16 protein-coding genes are annotated in these 17,059 nt (G+C 64.7%); 7 read left to right on the plus strand and 9 right to left on the minus strand.

Going from position 1 to position 17,059, the window contains the following annotated elements; translation table 11 throughout:
- Positions 1-87: 87 nt before the first annotated feature.
- Together P5W98_RS32260 and P5W98_RS32265 are read left to right on the plus strand one after the other, a co-directional pair.
- Positions 88-1,542, plus strand: coding sequence for an MFS transporter (locus P5W98_RS32260; protein ID WP_421028485.1), 1,455 nt, complete (start codon positions 88-90; stop codon positions 1,540-1,542).
- Between the two features lie 222 nt (positions 1,543-1,764).
- Entirely contained in the window at positions 1,765-1,980 is a 216-nt protein-coding gene (locus P5W98_RS32265; protein WP_421028486.1) for a DUF3079 domain-containing protein, read from the plus strand.
- 59 nt (positions 1,981-2,039) lie between these two features.
- On the opposite strand, the gene P5W98_RS32270 is transcribed toward P5W98_RS32265, so the two are convergent.
- Positions 2,040-2,429 (minus strand): SRPBCC family protein, encoded by a 390-nt coding sequence (locus P5W98_RS32270; protein ID WP_421028487.1) that lies wholly within the window; start codon positions 2,427-2,429, stop codon positions 2,040-2,042.
- Positions 2,430-2,543: 114 nt separating this feature from the next.
- A complete protein-coding gene (locus P5W98_RS32275) occupies positions 2,544-3,605 on the minus strand; it encodes a DMT family transporter (RefSeq protein ID WP_421028488.1) in 1,062 nt (353 codons plus the stop codon).
- On the opposite strand from P5W98_RS32275, the gene P5W98_RS32280 reads away from it, so the two are divergent.
- Positions 3,604-3,765 (plus strand): hypothetical protein, encoded by a 162-nt coding sequence (locus P5W98_RS32280; RefSeq protein ID WP_421073399.1) that lies wholly within the window; start codon positions 3,604-3,606, stop codon positions 3,763-3,765. The genes P5W98_RS32275 and P5W98_RS32280 overlap by 2 nt on opposite strands.
- A 272-nt stretch (positions 3,766-4,037) precedes the next feature.
- The gene (locus P5W98_RS32285) at positions 4,038-5,663 is read left to right on the plus strand and encodes an ABC-F family ATP-binding cassette domain-containing protein (protein ID WP_421028489.1); all 1,626 of its coding nucleotides are present in this window, start codon (positions 4,038-4,040) and stop codon (positions 5,661-5,663) included.
- Positions 5,664-6,080: 417 nt separating this feature from the next.
- Here the strand turns inward: P5W98_RS32285 and P5W98_RS32290 are convergent, their stop codons facing one another.
- The 6 genes from P5W98_RS32290 to P5W98_RS32315 all read right to left on the minus strand — a co-directional run bounded on the left by P5W98_RS32290 (position 6,081) and on the right by P5W98_RS32315 (position 12,853).
- Positions 6,081-6,446, minus strand: a complete 366-nt coding sequence (locus tag P5W98_RS32290) for a BON domain-containing protein (protein ID WP_421028490.1) — start codon at positions 6,444-6,446, stop codon at positions 6,081-6,083.
- A 41-nt stretch (positions 6,447-6,487) separates the two neighbouring features.
- Complete coding sequence (locus P5W98_RS32295) at positions 6,488-7,552, minus strand: porin (RefSeq protein ID WP_421028491.1); 1,065 nt, start codon at positions 7,550-7,552, stop codon at positions 6,488-6,490.
- A 75-nt stretch (positions 7,553-7,627) separates the two neighbouring features.
- The gene (locus P5W98_RS32300) at positions 7,628-9,052 is read right to left on the minus strand and encodes an MFS transporter (RefSeq protein ID WP_434718544.1); all 1,425 of its coding nucleotides are present in this window, start codon (positions 9,050-9,052) and stop codon (positions 7,628-7,630) included.
- Positions 8,971-10,077, minus strand: a complete 1,107-nt coding sequence (locus P5W98_RS32305) for a CaiB/BaiF CoA transferase family protein (RefSeq protein WP_421028493.1) — start codon at positions 10,075-10,077, stop codon at positions 8,971-8,973. The genes P5W98_RS32300 and P5W98_RS32305 overlap by 82 nt, the downstream gene beginning before the upstream one ends.
- Positions 10,078-10,099: 22 nt before the next feature.
- Complete coding sequence (locus tag P5W98_RS32310; RefSeq protein ID WP_421028494.1) at positions 10,100-11,281, minus strand: acyl-CoA dehydrogenase family protein; 1,182 nt, start codon at positions 11,279-11,281, stop codon at positions 10,100-10,102.
- A gap of 18 nt (positions 11,282-11,299) precedes the next feature.
- On the minus strand, positions 11,300-12,853 hold the full coding sequence (locus tag P5W98_RS32315; RefSeq protein ID WP_421028495.1) for an AMP-binding protein: 1,554 nt from the start codon (positions 12,851-12,853) through the stop codon (positions 11,300-11,302).
- 100 nt (positions 12,854-12,953) lie between these two features.
- Between P5W98_RS32315 and P5W98_RS32320 the strand changes: the two genes are divergently transcribed.
- Positions 12,954-13,844: a LysR family transcriptional regulator gene (locus P5W98_RS32320; protein ID WP_421028780.1), complete on the plus strand. Its 891-nt coding sequence runs from the start codon at positions 12,954-12,956 to the stop codon at positions 13,842-13,844.
- A 95-nt stretch (positions 13,845-13,939) separates the two neighbouring features.
- Here P5W98_RS32320 and P5W98_RS32325 read toward each other — a convergent pair whose 3' ends face one another.
- Positions 13,940-14,869 carry a LysR family transcriptional regulator gene (locus P5W98_RS32325; RefSeq protein ID WP_421028496.1) on the minus strand — a complete coding sequence of 310 codons (930 nt, stop codon included), beginning with the start codon at positions 14,867-14,869 and terminating at the stop codon, positions 13,940-13,942.
- Positions 14,870-14,980: 111 nt separating this feature from the next.
- Between P5W98_RS32325 and P5W98_RS32330 the strand changes: the two genes are divergently transcribed.
- Positions 14,981-16,153: an acyl-CoA dehydrogenase family protein gene (locus P5W98_RS32330; RefSeq protein WP_421028497.1), complete on the plus strand. Its 1,173-nt coding sequence runs from the start codon at positions 14,981-14,983 to the stop codon at positions 16,151-16,153.
- A gap of 45 nt (positions 16,154-16,198) precedes the next feature.
- A complete protein-coding gene (locus P5W98_RS32335) occupies positions 16,199-17,047 on the plus strand; it encodes an FAS1-like dehydratase domain-containing protein (protein WP_421028498.1) in 849 nt (282 codons plus the stop codon).
- The last annotated feature ends 12 nt before the right edge of the window (positions 17,048-17,059 follow it).

Below are 17,059 nucleotides of genomic sequence, written 5' to 3' on the forward strand. Positions count from 1 at the left end.
CAGCGGCTCGCGCAAGCCGCATAACGAAATTCCTGCGGCGGCAATCGCCCGAGCGATGCCGCACGCAAGGCAGACATGGAGACAGACATGCAACGCACCCTCACCACGGACGAGGCATCCAGCGTGGCTCTTGACGCGGCCGCTCACGGACTGGCTGCCGGAAACACGGCAGCACAGGCCTTGTCAGCGCGCCTCGACCGGCTGCCCGTCACGAGGCAGATCTGGAAGCTCGTCCTGCTCATCTCGCTGGGCGGCTTCTTCGAGGTCTACGACCTCATTTTCACGGGCTACATCGCACCGGGTTTGGCGAAGAGCGGACTGCTGCACACCACCACGGCGAACTTCTTTGGTTTCAATGGCATTGGCGCATTCGTCGCCGCGACCTTTGGCGGGTTATTCGTGGGCACGTTGTTTTTCGGCTGGCTGCCCGATAAATTCGGACGCCGAAGCGTATTCACATTCTCGCTGCTGTGGTATTCGCTCGGCTCGGTGGTGATGGCAATGCAGCATTCGTCCGAGGGGCTGATTCTGTGGCGCTTCATAACGGGAATTGGCGTGGGCATCGAGATCGTCACGATCGACAGTTACGTCACGGAGATGGTGCCTCAGCAGATGCGCGGGCGCGCCATGGCGTTCAACCAGGCGGTCATGTTCGCGGCTGCGCCGGCCTCGGCCTTGCTCTCGTGGTGGCTCGTGCCCAGCGCGCCATTCGGCATCGACGGCTGGCGCTGGGTCGTGCTGGCCGGCGCACTGGGCGCCGTGCTGGTGTGGTTCGTGCGCCGCGCGGTGCCGGAAAGCCCGCGCTGGCTCGCCAGCCACGGGCGCACGGAGGAGGCCGAGCGGATCATCGCCAGGCTCGAGCGCGCTGCGCTGCGCGAGAGCGGACGCGACTTGCCGGCGAGCGCCGCCGTGCCCGCGCTGCCCACGCATCGGCGCGCGTCGCTCGCCGAACTCTGGCGGCCGCCGTACCGTGCGCGGCTCGTCATGCTGATCGCGTTCAATCTGTGCCAGGCCGTCGGCTACTACGGGTTCGCTAACTGGGTGCCGACGCTCCTGATCGGCCAGGGCGTGACCGTCACGAAGAGCCTGCTCTATGCCTTCGTGATCGCCACCGCGTTGCCGTGCGGCCCGCTGCTCGCCATGCCGGTGGCCGACCGCATCGAGCGCAAATGGCTCATTGTCGGTTCGGCGCTGGCTGTGGTGGTTTTCGGACTGGGCTTTGCGCAGGCGCGCAGCACCGCTGCGCTGATCGTGCTCGGCATCCTGGTCAGCCTCGCCGGGCAGATGATCTCGGTCTGCTACCACGCTTACCAGGCGGAGCTCTTTCCCACCTCGGTGCGCTGCCGCGCGAACGGCGTGGTGTATTCAGCGAGCCGCGTGGGCGCCATGATGTCGGGCTTCATTGTCGCCGCGCTGCTGCGCGACTTCGGCGTGCAAGGCGTGTTCGCGGGCATCACGATTTGCATGCTCGTGGTGATGGTTTCGATAGGCGCTTTCGGCCCGCGCACCAATGGCGTGTCGCTGGACGAGTTGTCGAATTGATGGCGATGCGTGCGCGGCGTGCACCATAAAGCGCAACTAACTGTCAATCAGCCGCCGCATCAGCAAATTGGGAAAACGAAACGGGACTTTATTTGCGCACGGTGATTCAAGTGTCTTGCAGGGCGGGGGCATAGGGAGGCAATGCGGCAATGCGTCTCTGGATCGTTCGGACGCGTGTCCTAGAATTAATTTCGTTGCCAATTTGCCGTCTTACGCACCGCCATGGCCAAGAAAATCCCGCTGCATCCGAAGCATCCTGAACGCATCTGCTGGGGCTGCGACCGTTATTGCCCCGCCAGTTCGCTCAGTTGCGGAAACGGTTCGTCGCGCACCCAGCACCCCATCGAATTGCTTGGCGACGACTGGCTCGATTACGGCGACTGGGGCTTCGAGGCCTCCGAAGAAGACGTTTCGGCTACCGCGAGCGCCCAGCACTGACGCAAGACATAACGGAACGCGAGCGCTATGGCGCTCGCGTTTCTATTTGGGCGCGGCGTTTATCGCGCCAAATTCCGTGCGGCTGCGGCGCAGCCCGCGTCCATCAGCGGCTCGACCACGGCGCGCCGGTCGTCGGGCAGGAAATCGCTGATCCACACGAGGCGGCAGCGTCCGCCTGATTCGGCCACGATTTGCATCGATGCAGCGTGCTGCTCGAAGTTCGGCCCGCGCACGGCATAGGCCACGCGCATGTGCGCGTCATCCACGGCCACGATTCGTTCCTCGATCACGCTGCCGTTAGCAAACGTCACGGTGCGCAGGTCGCCTTCCACCCGCACGTCGGTTAGCACGCCCGCAAACACCCGCGCGAGGTTGCGCGAATCGCGCAGCGTTTCCCATGCACGGGCCGCATCGGTTTCGAGGGGAACTTCACGGTAGAGAGAAACCATCGCATTGTCTCCTTCGTCCATGCCTCAGGCGTTGATCGTCAGGCGATTGTGCTCATCCGCTCGTTCACGCGCTTGGGGAAAATTGCTGTGCCGTTCCGGGCGTCGTCAGTGCCGTCAATGCGAATGCCGATGATGCACATCCGGGTAATGCGCATGCGTGTGCGTGAGCGGCACATGGTGATGCGCATGCGTGTGCGGCTCGGTGCCGTCCCAGTCGAAGTCGTGCTCGTGCTGATGGTGCGCGTCGTGGCGGTGCCGGTGCGTATGGTCGAGCGCTTCATGCGTGTGCGTGTGCTCGTGGCGCTCACGCACGTGCAGCCAGACGCCCAGAGCCATGAGCGCGAGGGCGGCCCAGAACGTTAGCGCTGGACGCTGCGGCCAGAGCAGCAGCGAAAGCGCGACGCCGAACAGCGGCGCCACTGAAAAATACGCACCTGTGCGCGCCGTGCCCAGATTGCGCAGGGCGATCACAAACAGCACGAGGCTTACGCCGTAGCCCGCGAAGCCCACGGCCAGCGTGCCGGCGAGGCTCGCGGCGTCGGGCCAGTGCGCGCCCAGCCAGAACGCGACGGCCAGATTCACGGGGCCGGCCGCCAGGCCCTTGAGGCAGGCGATGGTCATGGCGTCGTTGGCGGAGACCTTGCGCGTGAGGTTATTGTCGATGGCCCAGCACAGGCAGGCTCCGGCCACGAATAGCGCACCCGGCGCGAGCCCCGCGTGCGGCCCGTTCCACGAGAGCAGCACGCCGCCCGCGACGATGGCCACCATGCCCAGCGCGACCTGCGCGTCGAAGTTCTCGCGAAAGCAAACCCACGCGATGAGCGCCGTGAGCACGCCTTCGAGATTGAGCAGCAGCGAACTGGTGGCGGCGGGTGTCGAGACCAGCCCGAGCATCAGCAGCGCCGGGCCGGCCACGCCGCCCGCGAGGATGGCGCCCGCGAGCCAGGGCGCTTCGGCCAGACGCAGCGGGGCGTGTGCGGGCGGCTCGTCCGCGCGCCGGGCGAGCCGCCGCACGAGCATGACGAACGCGAGCCCGGCGCCGCTGCCCAGATAGAAAAGTCCCGCGACCATGAAGGGCGGCAGCGTGCCGAGCAGCGCTTTGGCGAGTGGCGTGGCTACGCCGAACAGCGCGGCGGCCAGCAGTGCCGTGGCAATGGCGTGCAGATGCGATTTCATGATGGTTCAGCGTTTAGTACGAGCGTTGCTTGATGCCCTGGCGGCGTGCGTCGCCGGTCACGATCCGGGGGGATGGAGCGTGACGATCGAGCCGTCGGCGCGTTTGCGCGACGCCGTCATGGAGAAAGAGGGCGCATTCGATTATCGCCGATGCATGTGACGGGGAGCACGCGCAATCGTGTTTTATCGGCGTTGGCGTTCCGCGCGTGTGCATCGCGTATGGAATTCGTAGGGAACTCGAAGCGAATCTGCAATGTCAGACGTTCCAGTTTTGCCCATCCGGAGGATTTCGTCCCATGCGTCATTGATGCCGCCGTCGCCCTCGACGGCCCTTGTTTGCGCCCCCTTCGCAGGTTGCTTGTCGGCTTCATGCCGATCGTTTGCTGATCTCGAGCGAGGGGAATGTCTGGCATCCACGGCACGCATCGACCCATGACGAATTCCTCTTTGACGCTCGAAGGCGTTTCCTTTGTTCTGCCCGACGGCAGGCCCCTTTTTTCCGATCTCAACGCATCGTTCGATGCACGCCATGCCGGCCACACGGGGGTCGTCGGCCGCAATGGCGCCGGCAAGAGCGTGCTCGCGCGCATGATGGCGGGCCGGCTCGCGCCAACGACTGGGCGCTGCGCGCGCACGGGCGAGGTCTTCTATCTGGCGCAGCACATCCAGATCGGCGATGCTCGCGCGAATGTCGCCACCCTCGCGGGCGTGCAGAATGCGCTCGACGCGCTAACGCGCATCGAGGCCGGTGATGGAACGCCTGAAGATTTCGACTTGCTTGGCGAGCGCTGGGATTTGCGCCAGCGCTTGCAGGCCGAGTTCGAACACTGCGGTCTCGGACATCTGGATCCGCAGGCGCCGGCGCACGCGCTGAGCGGCGGCGAGGCGATGCGCGTATCGCTTGCGGGCGCTGCGCTTTCACAGGCCGACTGGCTGATTCTCGACGAGCCGAGCAACCACCTCGACCGGCCGAACCGCGAAGCATTGATACGCCAGTTGCAGCGCTGGCCGAAGGGGCTCGTGGTCGTGAGCCACGACCGGCGGCTGCTCGACACCATGGCGCGCATCGTCGAGTTGTCCGCCACGGGCTTGCGCAGCTACGGCGGAGGCTACGCGCTTTACGCCGAGCGGCGTGCGCAGGAGGAGGCGGGCGCGCTCGCGCTGCTCGAACGTCGCAAGCTCGAACACCGCCGCGCCGCGCTTGCCCTGCGCGAACAGCGCGAGCGCGCCGAGCGGCGCGAAGCGCAGGGGCGGCGTCATGGGCGCGAGGCCAATCAGGCGAAGATTCTGCTCGACCGCCAGAAGGCGCGCAGCGAGAGCACGGCTGGAAAGTTGCGCGCGCAACATGCTGCCGCGCGCGAGCAACTCGACATGAACGTGCGCGAAGCGGCAATGGCGGTCGCGGACGACGCGCGCATCGTCATGCGCTCAACGCCGGTAACCGGGATGGCGCGGCGCTGGATCGTGGAACTCGACGACGTCGTGCTGCCGCACGCGCCCTCCGTGACGCGAGCAATCCGCCTGGCATTGCATGGGCAACAGCGCGTGGGCGTGACGGGGGCGAACGGCAGTGGTAAATCGACGTTGCTCAAGGTGCTGGCGGGGCAACTCGCACCGCTTGCGGGGCGCTGCTCGGTGCGCGTAGCGAGTGCGTGGCTCGACCAGCGGCTCGCGAACCTGGCGCCGCAACGCACGGTCATCGAGCAGATGCGCGAGGCCAACCGCACGGCGAGTGAAGATGCGTTGCGCACCCGGCTCGCGCAACTGGGGCTGAGTGCGAGCAAACTCGCCGTGCCCTGCGGGGTGTTGAGCGGCGGCGAGCGGCTCAAGGCGGCGCTCGCCTGCGCGATTCACGCCGATCCCCCCGCGCAGCTTCTGCTGCTGGACGAACCGGGCAACCATCTAGATTTGTCTTCGCTCCACGCGCTGGAGGCGATGCTGTGCGATTATCGCGGCGCGCTGATGGTCGTGTCACACGACGAGGTTCTGCTGGAACGCCTCGAGTTGACCGACCGGCTGGAAGCGACGCCGGAAGGCTGGACGATGACGCCGCTTTGAATGCTGCCATTCGCCGCTCCTGCTTTGTTTGCCTGGACTGAACGCCGCGCTTCGCACTCGCAGGCGGCGTGGCCGTTTCCAGCAGCGCGTCGGCCGCGCCGAACGCGTCTGAGCCCGGCGATCATTGCATCTACAGACCTCCGACTCGCCAGCAGCTTTCGGCCAGTCGCGCTGACCGCAGTCGCGAAACGAAATCTGGGAGGTGTTGCGCGGGCGTGTCGATCAGCTCAATCTGGTTGCCGATGCGCGCGTCCAGCGACAGGCAACTGGCGATTCGCGAAGGCCACCTGGCGGCGCGATCGATCGTCTGAGGGGCGCGGTGTGTGGCGTCGCCGCCGACGCCGGGCACTTGGGTCGCTTCCGTGCGTCGGGAATGGCGTTGAATCATCGTTCCTGGCATGCGCGTTGGTCTGCTGGCTACAGCGGAGCCCCTGACACGCGGATCTGATTGTCGACGTCTTTGACGCCAGCGACCTGCTTCGCAGCCTCGACAGCGAGGGGGATTTGTGTCGCGTCCACCACCGAGCCGGACAGCGTGACGAGACCATCGTGCGCCTTCACGAGAATGCGGCCCGAAATGAGCCCGCGCGTATGAGCCAGTGCGCGGGCGACCTGACGCGCAAGCTTTCTGTCGGCCGTCTTCGTCGCGGGCGAGGGTTGCGCCGTGCTGGCGGGCGGTGCATCGTTCACGCAAGGATTGGGCGTCTGCGCGAACACATTGGCTGCAAGCACGGCGAACATCGCCATAGTGAGGGTTCTCAGGAGTCGAAAAGAAGTGTTCATGTCGTATCGAGCCATCAAAGCGGGAATGGGCGTTCGGTTGCCTAGAAGCGGGTCATGAGGCCGAGCGATACACCAGTCGTCGAGCGCGTGCCGGACGCCAGGCCCATCGCGGCGAGATTGGTCGGATCGAAGCGATACGCGCCTGAGAGGCCGTTGTAATCGGCTTCCGCATAGACCTCGGTACTTTTCGAAAGGAAATATTCGGCAATCGCATAAGTCGTGAACTTGTGGCCACTCGCTGATTGCGCATTGTGGAGATGGCTGGCGATGTCCTGATAGACCGCGGCGGTGAGCTGGAACGCCGAGGCGGTCGGCGTCCAGACAATACCGCCGCCGGGAATGTGGTCGCGCCGATTCGGTGCAGCGGCATTCGCCGCGCTGACCTCGAGGTCGGAGTAGCTCAGGTAGAGACGCACCGGACCAGCCTGCAGCGAACCACCGCTCCCGAACGTCTGCGCCCATTGGGTCCCTGTGGCGTTCCAGGTCTTCTGATAGGAGAGGCCGCCGAACGCCACGCCCCACTGATACATGGCGGCGCCGGAAAAGTTGGTGCCGGCCCGATTTTCTCCCGCGACACCCCCTGGCGAATAGCTCGCGCCGAATCGGAAGCCCCCAGCCTGCACGAGGTATTTGATCGTGTTGTTGAATCTCGAGTCGAGCGTGAAGTAATTGGCAGCCCATACTACACCGGGCTCGATCGCAAGCGTCTGGCCCCGGCCGAGGTTCGGGTCGACCAGTATCGAGAAGTTCTCGCTGGCGTTGAGTTGGCGACCGAATGTCAGGCGCCCGAAACGACCTGTCAAACCCACGAATGCAGCCTGAGAAAACAGCGTGCCGTCCTTCTTGAGCGCACCAGTGCCACTGTTAAAAGCGTTCTCCAGCTTGAAGATCGCTTGGACACCGCCGCCGAGATCTTCCTTTCCAGTGATGCCAAACGCATTGACGGCGATGACGTTGTTGTTGAAGCCGACAGTCGAGCCTCCCTGGAGTCCGTTGGCCCAACGCACGCCCCCACCGATAGCACCGTACAAGGTCACGCTCGACTGGGCATGCGATGCGACGGGAAGCACGCTGCCGAGCAGGGCGGCCAGCAGAATTTTCTTCATAAGTCTCCATGATTTTTTATTTGTATTGCTTATTAAAATAAAACTGCCGATTTCCAGGCCATTCTTTGCAGGCGGCTAGTCGGGGGCGGCGATCGTTTGGCTCACCTTCGTGGCTGTCACGCCGCATGCGATCCGGGTAGCGGAGCGCTGCGGATCGAGCCAGCATGCGCAAAGCCCACCGCAGGCGAGCAGCACAATGCCGGAAGCGAGGCTTGCCGATTCGAAGCCGTGCGCGGTTGCTCCCCCGGCCTGATCGATGAGCATGCCGGTTACGACGGGCGCCGCGAGACCCGCAAGCGACGAGAACCCATTGCTCAGAGCAAGAATGCCGCCGCGCTGCGTGTCGGGCGTTACTTCGCCGAGTATCGCGGGGCCGATCGAGTACATCGCGAGCGTCATGCCGCCGCCGAGTGTCAGCAGCACACACTTCACCACCGGAGGCGGGTCGAACAGTTTCAGCGCCGCGAGCAATGTGCCGGCGAGCATGAGCGCTACCGCGACGAACGCTCCTCGCCCGATCCGGGACGGTACGCCCCGCTCGAGCATGCGCTGCGAGAGCGTGGCAAGTCCGAGACTCATCGGTGCGGTGACCGCGACGAACAACGCGAATATGCGTCCGGCGGCATGGGCGTCGTAGCCCATGCCGAGTTGCAGCCATCTTGGCGTCCAGGTGAGCGTCATCGCGAGAATCCAGTTCGCCGCAAAATGGCCCGCAAACGTGCCCAATATGGTTCGGTCGGTAAGCAGGATTGCGTAGGGAACGCGTGCCTCGCTCGTGACGCGCGCGCGGGTCGTCAAACGACCTTCGGCACCGAACAGGAGCCAGGCGATGCACCAGAAGATGCCGAGCGCGGCCAGCGCGAGAAAGTTCGCGCGCCAGCCCCAGTGCGTGCTGATGACGGGAATACAGAGGCCGGCAATGAGCAGGCCAAGTGAGCTTCCCTGAAAAAGAACCGCAACCGGCAGATTGCGCTTTTTGTCGGGAAACCACTTATATAGTGCGTGCACGGAAACGGGTGAAGCCGGCCCTTCACTCGCGCCGAGCAACACGCGGCAGACGAGTACGCCCCAAAGGGAGCCGGCGAACAGCATCGGCAACTGCAGGATTGCCCACGCGGCACCCATCAGGAGCAGTAGCGGTTTTGTGGAGGTCCGGTTTGCCACGATGCCGCCAATCACGGCTGAAATGGAGAACAGCCAGTTCAGGCTGCCGCCGATCACGCCGAACTCCGTCGATGAAAGATGCAGATCCCGCATCATGGGTACCGAAACGAGTCCCAGCACCACCTTGTCGAGAAAATTCACCAACATCATCAACGAAAGCAGGATCGTTACGATCCATGCCCGCACTGGATTGAATGAAGGGGTTTCGCTTATCACCGTATCTGTCTCCGTCATTGTTTTTTCTGGTCGACGCCTTAACGTTCGTGCTCGCCGGGCATCGGAACGTGGTCGTCGCCGTCGGGCAGCCCGAGCGAGAACTGCACCGGAAAACGGCATGCGATCGTCTGGTCCGCCGATATCGCGCGGACCATGCCGCGAGCCTGCACATGCGGATCGTCGAACAACTCGCGTGCATCGAGAACCGGCGAGACCGGCAAGTCGAATTCCTGCAGCGCGGCCATCCATTGCGCGAGCGAACGGGTTGCAAAGATCTGCGCGAGCAGCGTGTTGACCTCCTGCTTGTGCTGCTGACGCCCCGCACGCGTGGCGAAGCGCTCGTCCTTCAAGGCGGGGAAATCCGCGCCAATCGCGTCGCGCAGATTCAGCCAGAACTTGTTCTCCAGAATGCCGAGCGCAAGGTGCCGTCCATCTCGCGTTTCGAAGAGGTCGTTCTCCGGCATTACGCCCGGGGAGTCCAGAGGATGATCGACATACTCGCGGGCAGCCCATGCGGCGGGCGCTGTCCATGCCATTACGCAATCGTGGATCGACACGTCGAGGTACTGGCCACGTCCCGTCGCGCGTGCGCTGAGAATGGCAGCGAGTAGCGCAACCGCGGCGTGGCTCGACGCGGCGTAATCGGCGACCCGCACGCGTGGACGCGCCACCCGCTCGCGCACCTGGACCGGAACGGACCAGAATCCTCCGAGCGCCAGATAGTTGAGATCGTGGCCGGGCGCGTGCGCATAGGGGCCGGTCTGCCCAAAGCCCGAGATCGAACACATCACGAGACGCGGATTCACAGCGGCGAGCGTCGCATAGTCGAGGCCGAGCCGCGCCATGACGCCTGGCCGGAAACCCTCGACGAACGCATCCGCGTCGCGGATCAGCTCGATAAAGGCATCCTTGCCCGCCGGCGTCTTGAGGTCGAGCGCCACCGATCGCTTGCCGCGATTGAGTTGTGCGAAAAGTGCGGGGCTGAGCTGGCGTGTGGGGTCGCCGGCGCCGGGGGGCTCGACCTTCACGACGTCGGCGCCGAGTTGCTGCAGCATGGACGTCGCGTGTGGCCCCGGCAGCAGCTGGCTCGCGTCGACGATCTTCACGCCACTGAGGCAGGACCAGCCCGTTTGCGGGTGAGACATGATTATGGCTTCCGTTCGTGATTCAGGCGGCCGGCTGGGCGGCCTCGAGGATGACGCGCGCAATCGTGTTGCGCTGGATTTCGCTGGTGCCCGTGAAGACGCGGAACATGCGCAGCTTGCGGAAGGTCTGCTCGATGGGGTGGTGGCGCGTCACGCCGACGTTGCCGTGAATCTGCACCGCCTTGTCGGCCACCTCGAAGCAGCGCTCGGAGACGAACAGCTTGCAGGCGGCGCCCTTCATGCGCAGATCGTCGCCGGCGTCGGCAAGCATCGCGGTCTGCGCGATCATGCTCTCGCAGGCCCAGAGCGCAGCCGCCATGTCGGCGAGCATGTGCTGGATCGCCTGGAAGCGCGCAATCGGACCGCCGAACTGGCGGCGCGCGCGGGCATAGTCCAGCGACGCCTCGTAGGCGGACGTCGCAAGGCCGAGCATGGTTGGGCAATGCAGCAGACGGTTCACGTTGATGCGGGACATGCCAAGCCGGAAGCCGTTGCCTTCGCCGCCGAACATGTTCGCGCGCGGCACGCGCACGTTGTCGAAGCGAATATCCGCATCGATATGCTGTCCTGACATGGGTACGTAGCGCTGCTCGACCGTCACGCCGGGCAAGTCGAGGTCGACGAGGACGGCCGTGATCGCGGGCGGACTCGTGTTTGCATCGGTCACGCACATGACGATTGCGAAATCGGCGAACGGGGCGCCGCTGATGTAATGCTTCGTGCCGTTGATCACCAGCGCTTCGCCATCCGCGACGGCGGTGGTCGCGATGCTTTGCGCGTCCGAGCCCGAATGCGGTTCGGTCAGCGCGAAGCAGGTCGACTTCTCGCCGTGTATCACCGGCTTGAAATAGCGCTCGACCTGCTCGGGTGTCGCGTACTTCAGCATGTTACCGACTCGCGGCGGGCCGCCCAAATCGCCCAGCACGTGCGGCGCGAGCGCTGCGCCGGATGCGGCAAGGTCGGCCTTGAGCGCGCATTGTTCGAGGATCGAAAATCCTTTGCCGCCGAGCGCGGCCGGCAGGCACGACGCGTAATAGCCGAGTTCGGCCGAGCGCCGCCATACGCGCTGCAGCGTTGGCTTCGGCCACGCGTCTTCGCTGCCGAGGCCGAGCTCGCGCTCCATCGGCAACAGCTCTTCAGCCACGAAGCGCCGGATGCCATCGCGTGTTTCAACGAACGCGGGTTGATTCAGGTAATCGAACATGAAGGCTCTCCGGTGGATTCAGTTGACGCGCCGCGCGGCGCCTTGCCAGTACTGTTCGCGCACGAGCTTGCGTGCAACCTTGCCGCTCGCGTTCTTGGGCAGGTCGGCAACGAAGGTCACCGAGCGCGGCAGCTTGTAGTCGGCGAGCAGCGCGCGGCAGTGCGCGACGAGCGTCTGCACCGCAGCTTCGCGTCCCGGCTTGAGCACGACGACGGCCTTCACCGCTTCGCCCCATTTGTCGTCGGGGACGCCGACCACGCAGGCTTCCAGCACGTCCGGATGCCGATAGATCGCCGCCTCGACCTCGTTCGGATAAACGTTGAAGCCGCCGGAAATGATCATGTCCTTTTTGCGATCGACCAGATAGATGAACCCCTCTTCATCGACGCGCGCGAGATCGCCGGTTCGCAGCCAGCCGTCGACCAGCACCTCGGCTGTGGCCTCGGGAGCGCCCCAGTAGCCGTGGAATACGTCGTTGCCGCGAATCACGATTTCGCCGATCGTATCGCCGCTCACCTCGCGCCCTGCATCGTCCACCACGCACACCTCGGTCTCGCCGAGCGGCCGCCCGCACGACGCAAGCCGCGCGGGCCGATGCGCAAGCGCGTGCGCGTGATCGGCGATGGACAGGCGCGTGACACCCGAAGTCGATTCGCTGGCTCCGTAGCCCTGTGAAAGAATCGGTCCGATGCGTGCCCAGGCCTCCTCGATGCGCGCAGGCGCCATGGGCGCCGCGCCGTAGCTGAGCATCTTCAGGCTGCTCAGGTCGGCTGTGTCGAGCGCGGATTCGCCGAGCACCATGTTGATCATCGCGGGCACCATGAACGCATGCGTGATGTGCAGGCGCGCGATATCGTCGATAAAGCGGGCCGGCTCGAACGCATCGAACAGCACGAGCGTCGCGCCGCAAAAAAGGTATGGCTGCATCAGCATGCCCGAAGCATGCGTGACCGGACCGATCAGCGCGAGGCGGTCGCCGGGGCGTGCCGGAGGATCCATGCCCAGCACGATCTTGCGCAGCGACGCGAGGCGATTGCCATAAGTCTGCATGGCGGCCTTGATGCGCCCGGTCGAGCCCGACGAAAAGTGCAGCACGGCGAGATCTGCGGCCTGCGGATGGTATTGCGGCGCGCTCGTGCCGGCGCGCTCGATCAGCGCTTCGTAGCTCGCGTATCCGGGCACCTCGATGCCGATCGCCACAAACGTCTCGATCGAATCGAATCCGGCCGACTCCCGCGTATAGGCGGTGTATCCCGGACCCGCGATCAAGACCCGCGGCGCGCAGTTTTCGACGACATCGGCTGCCTCGTGCGACGTGAAGCGCGGATTCAGCGCGGCCTTCACGAGGCCGGTCTTGTAGAGCGCGCACTCGATTTCGACCAGCTCCGTGCAATTGCGCGCCTGCACGGCGACGCGATCGCCTCTCGTCAGGCCCAAAGCCAGCAACGCGTTGCCGAGGCGCGTCGAGCGTTCGTCGAGCTGGCGAAAGCTCAGTTGCCGATCGTGATGAATGACCGCCGTGCGGTCGCCCCAATATCGCGCGGCGCGTCGCAAAAAGTAGGCAAAGCTCAATCTGGGTCTCCTGGTTCAACTGTCTGGCCGTAGTCTGTAAGATGTGAGGCATTACCTCAATACACCACTTGGCATATAGCCATAACCATGAGGAATGGCATTGGAAACGCGCGATCTCGAGTATTTGCTGGCCGTGCAGGATCACGGCAGCATCGGCAAGGCGGCTGAGGCGGTCGGTGTGAGTCAGCCGGCGTTGACAAAGGCACTGCGGCGAGTCGAGTCGCAGGCAGGGCTGGCGCTCTTCGAGCGCACGCCTAACGGCGTCACGCCGACGCCCGCCGGTGAGCTGTTTCTTGTGCGCGCACGGCGTATCGCGCTCGAATACGACGATGCGTTAAAGGAAATGGAAGCGCTGCAGGGCGGTGAGCACGGTCTGCTGCGGATCGGCTACTCGCCGACTGTGCCTGGCGCGCTCGTGCCTGGCGCCTGCCAGAAGCTGATGAAAGAACGGCCGGCCGCGAAACTGCGGCTGCGTTTGCGGCTGGCGCGCGACCTCGGAGAACTGCTGCGGGCGGGCGAACTGGACCTGATCGTCGCGCCGCAACTCAGTCGCGAAGACGAGACGTGCGTATTCGTCGAGCTCTTTCACGACAGCCTCGTGGTGCTCGCGGACGAGGCTCACCCGCTTCATCGAAAGCGTCATCTCACGCTCGCCGATCTGGCCGGTGAGGAATGGCTGTTGCCCGCGCCCCATATGCCGATTCGGCAGCAGGTCGACGACGTTTTCCGGCGGCACGGTCTCGCAGGACCGAAACTGCGCGTCGAGACCGATTTCGGCAGTACGTCGTTGCTGCATTTGCTGCTCGGTACGAAGATGCTCTGCGTGGCAGGAGCCGAATCGATGAACGCCCTGCGCGGCTTGCGCGCCTTGCGGCTGGACCCGGATCAACTCGACCTGCGTCGGGAGGTGGGCATTACGTACCGGGCAGGCTCTTATTTGCCGCCGCTCGCACAGCGCCTGATCTCGGTGTTGAAGGAGCATTTGGCGTGACCGCCGGGGGACGTGCCCGCCCCGACCCTGTTGCTCCGGATGTTGGCGGCCAATCGGTTTCCGCGCGGCCATGAAACCCGAAAGACGTTCAGGCGCTAGCCCAGCCAGCGCGCGTCAGGCCAGCGGCCCTGCTCGAACGTGCTCTTGACGCAGTCCAGCAGCACGCCGACCACGCAGCGCACGGGGGCGGTGGCCTGGCGGCTGCTGGGTGCGGCCAGCACGATGGTGCGCCGCAGCCCGGGCGACGCGAGCGGAGCCGCGCTCAGCAGACCCCGCTCGACCTCCTGCGTGACGCCCACAGCCGGAATGATGGTCCAGCCGTGGCCTTGCGCGACCAGTTCTTTCTGCACGCTCAGCGCATTGGTTTCGGCAAACACGCGCAGCGTCACGCCGGCTTCCGTCGCGGCGTGCTCGATCATGGCGCGCAGGCCTTGCGGCGCGGCGGGCAGCACGAAGGGCTCGCGCGCCACGCGCGAGAACGCGATCGCTCGCTTGTGCGACAACCTCGCGGATGGCGCGGCCACCGCCCACAAACTTTCTTCGATCAACGCCTTCACGTGCAGCGCGGGCGTTTCTTTCTGGCCATAGAGCAGGGCGGCGTCCACGTCGCCGGCTTCGAGCCAGTCGTGCAGATGCCCGGCGTAGCCGATGGTCAGCCGCAGGCGGATATGCGGGTAGCGCCGCGCCACCTCGCCGGCCAGCAACGTGGCCAGCAGATCCGAGGTGCTGGCGAGGAGCCCGATGCTCACGATGCCCGAGACCGGCCCTTCGGTGGGCTGGATTTCAGCCTTGGCGCGCGCCACCTCGTCGAGGATGCGGCGCGCGTATTCGAGCATGGTCTTGCCCGAAGGCGTGAGCTGCATGCCGTGACGGCCGCGCTCGAACAGCTCCGTGCCCATGTCCTCCTCGAGCAGGCGCAACTGACGCGACACGGCAGGCTGCACGAGGTTCAGCAGGCTGGAGGCGCGCGTGACGTTGCCGGTCTCGGCCACCGTGACGAAGGCGCGGAGTTGCTTGAGATCCATCGTAGATACCTCGATGCCAAATGCTGATGCATAAATCAAATAATTCTATTATTCCTCGGTGCCATCAAATATTACTATGGATCAACACAAGCCACTCACGAGACACCCGCCATGAGCGCTTCCATCTTTTGCGCACCCGACCAATATCAGGAGATCCGCGACGCAGTGCGCGCGCGGTGCAACCAGTTCCAGGCCGACTATCACCGCAAGATCGACGAGCAGCGGGGCTACCCCGAGGCGTTCGTCGATGCGCTCACCAAGGCAGGCTGGCTGGCCGCGCTGATCCCGCAGGACTACGGCGGCCCGGGCCTTTCGATGGCGGAGGCCTCGGTCATCATGGAGGAGATCAATCGCTCGGGCGGTAATTCAGGGGCGTGCCATGGTCAGATGTATGTGATGAACACCATCGTCTTCAGCGGCACCGAGGCGCAGAAGCAGCGCTATCTGCCCCGCATAGCCGCGGGCGAGCTGCGCGTGCAATCGATGGGCGTGACCGAGCCCACCACGGGCAGCGACACCACCAAGCTCAAGACCACGGCGGTGAAGAAGGATGGCCGCTGGGTCATCAATGGCCAGAAGGTGTGGATCTCGCGCGTGCAGCACAGCGACCTGCTGATCCTGCTCGCGCGCACCACGCCCATCGACCAGGTGCAGAAGAAGAGCGATGGGCTGTCGTGCTTTATCGTCGAGCTCGACAAGGCCATCGGCAACGGCCTCACGGTGCGGCCCATTCTCAACATGGTCAATCACGAGACCAATGAGCTGTTCTTCGACAATCTGGAGCTGCCCGAAGACGCCTTGCTGGGCACCGAGGGCAAGGGCCTGAAAGTGATCTTCGACGGCCTGAACGCCGAGCGCACGCTGATCGCGGCCGAGTGCATCGGCGACGGCTACTGGTTCCTCGAAAAGGCGCGCGACTATGCGAGCGAGCGCAAGGTGTTCGGCCGCGCCATCGGCCAGAACCAGGGCATCCAGTTCCCGCTGGCTGAATGCTTCATCGAGCTCGAAGCCGCCAATCTGATGCGCTGGCGCGCCTGCGAGAAGATCGATGCGCGCCAGAACGCGGGCGTGGAAGCCAATATGGCCAAGTATCTGGCCGCCAAGGCCAGTTGGGAAGCCGCCAACGCCTGCCTGCAAACGCATGGCGGTTTCGGCTTCGCCTGCGAATACGACGTCGAGCGCAAATTCCGCGAAACGCGCCTCTATCAGGTCGCGCCCATCTCCACGAACATGATCCTGGGTCATGTGGCCGAGCACGTGCTGCAGCTTCCGCGTTCCTATTGATGGCCGAAACAAATCGTAAGCAATCCTTTTGATGAAGCGACACCTATGAGCCAGGAAAACCCGCCTTCCTTCGAAGCCTGGGTGGGCCGCAGCGAAGCAAACGCTGACCGGATCACCGAAACGCCCGTGCGCTTCATGCAGGCCACGCTGGACGCCGCCGATGCCGGCACGCCGCCGACGCAACTGCCGCCGCTCTGGCATTGGCTGTACTTTCTGCCTGCCGCGCGCCAGTCCGACATCGGTGCGGACGGGCATCCGCAGCGCGGCGGCTTCCTGCCGCCCGTCACGCTGCCGAGGCGGATGTGGGCCGGCGGGCGCTTGCAGTTTCTGCAGCCGCTCACCATCGGCGAGCCGATCCGGCGTGTTTCCACCGTCAAGAGCATACAGAGCAAGTCCGGGCGCAGCGGCCAGTTGTTGTTCGTGACCGTGCTGCACGAAATCAGCGGCGCGAGCGGACTGGCCATCCGCGAGGAGCACGACATCGTCTACCGCGACGCCCCGGCCCCCGGCGCGAGCGCGCCGCAGCCCGTGGCGGCCCCCGTCGACGAGCAGTTCGGACGCACCATCACGCCCGACCCCGTGTTGCTGATGCGCTATTCGGCGCTCACCTTCAACGGCCACCGCATCCATTACGACCGTCCCTATGTCATGGAGGAAGAGGGCTATTCGGGCCTCGTGGTGCATGGGCCGCTGATCGCCACGCTGCTGATGGAGGAGTTGCGCCGCGCGCATCCGGAAAAAACTATCCGCAGCTTCGAATTCAAGGCGGTGAGCCCCTTGTTCGATATCGCGCCGTTCACCGTCAACGGCAAGCTCGAAGGCGACACCGCGCATTTGTGGGCGCGTGGTCCCGAGGGCCAGTTGGCCATGCAGGCCAGCGCAAGAATCGAATAAACGCATCGAATA

The organism is Paraburkholderia sp. A1BS-2L, from assembly GCF_051125205.1.
GTDB lineage: Bacteria > Pseudomonadota > Gammaproteobacteria > Burkholderiales > Burkholderiaceae > Paraburkholderia.

Excerpts from the sequence above, each read along its gene's own strand:
- P5W98_RS32260 (WP_421028485.1), top strand. The coding sequence starts at position 88 with ATGCAACGCACCCTCACCACGGACGAGGCATCCAGCGTGGCTCTTGAC.
- P5W98_RS32265 (WP_421028486.1), top strand. The coding sequence starts at position 1,765 with ATGGCCAAGAAAATCCCGCTGCATCCGAAGCATCCTGAACGCATCTGC.
- P5W98_RS32270 (WP_421028487.1), bottom strand. The coding sequence starts at position 2,429 with ATGGTTTCTCTCTACCGTGAAGTTCCCCTCGAAACCGATGCGGCCCGT.
- P5W98_RS32280 (WP_421073399.1), top strand. The coding sequence starts at position 3,604 with ATGATGGTTCAGCGTTTAGTACGAGCGTTGCTTGATGCCCTGGCGGCG.
- P5W98_RS32275 (WP_421028488.1), bottom strand. The coding sequence starts at position 3,605 with ATGAAATCGCATCTGCACGCCATTGCCACGGCACTGCTGGCCGCCGCG.
- P5W98_RS32285 (WP_421028489.1), top strand. The coding sequence starts at position 4,038 with ATGACGAATTCCTCTTTGACGCTCGAAGGCGTTTCCTTTGTTCTGCCC.
- P5W98_RS32290 (WP_421028490.1), bottom strand. The coding sequence starts at position 6,446 with ATGAACACTTCTTTTCGACTCCTGAGAACCCTCACTATGGCGATGTTC.
- P5W98_RS32295 (WP_421028491.1), bottom strand. The coding sequence starts at position 7,552 with ATGAAGAAAATTCTGCTGGCCGCCCTGCTCGGCAGCGTGCTTCCCGTC.
- P5W98_RS32300 (WP_434718544.1), bottom strand. The coding sequence starts at position 9,052 with ATGCCGTTTTCCGGTGCAGTTCTCGCTCGGGCTGCCCGACGGCGACGA.
- P5W98_RS32305 (WP_421028493.1), bottom strand. The coding sequence starts at position 10,077 with ATGTCTCACCCGCAAACGGGCTGGTCCTGCCTCAGTGGCGTGAAGATC.
- P5W98_RS32310 (WP_421028494.1), bottom strand. The coding sequence starts at position 11,281 with ATGTTCGATTACCTGAATCAACCCGCGTTCGTTGAAACACGCGATGGC.
- P5W98_RS32325 (WP_421028496.1), bottom strand. The coding sequence starts at position 14,869 with ATGGATCTCAAGCAACTCCGCGCCTTCGTCACGGTGGCCGAGACCGGC.
- P5W98_RS32330 (WP_421028497.1), top strand. The coding sequence starts at position 14,981 with ATGAGCGCTTCCATCTTTTGCGCACCCGACCAATATCAGGAGATCCGC.
- P5W98_RS32335 (WP_421028498.1), top strand. The coding sequence starts at position 16,199 with ATGAGCCAGGAAAACCCGCCTTCCTTCGAAGCCTGGGTGGGCCGCAGC.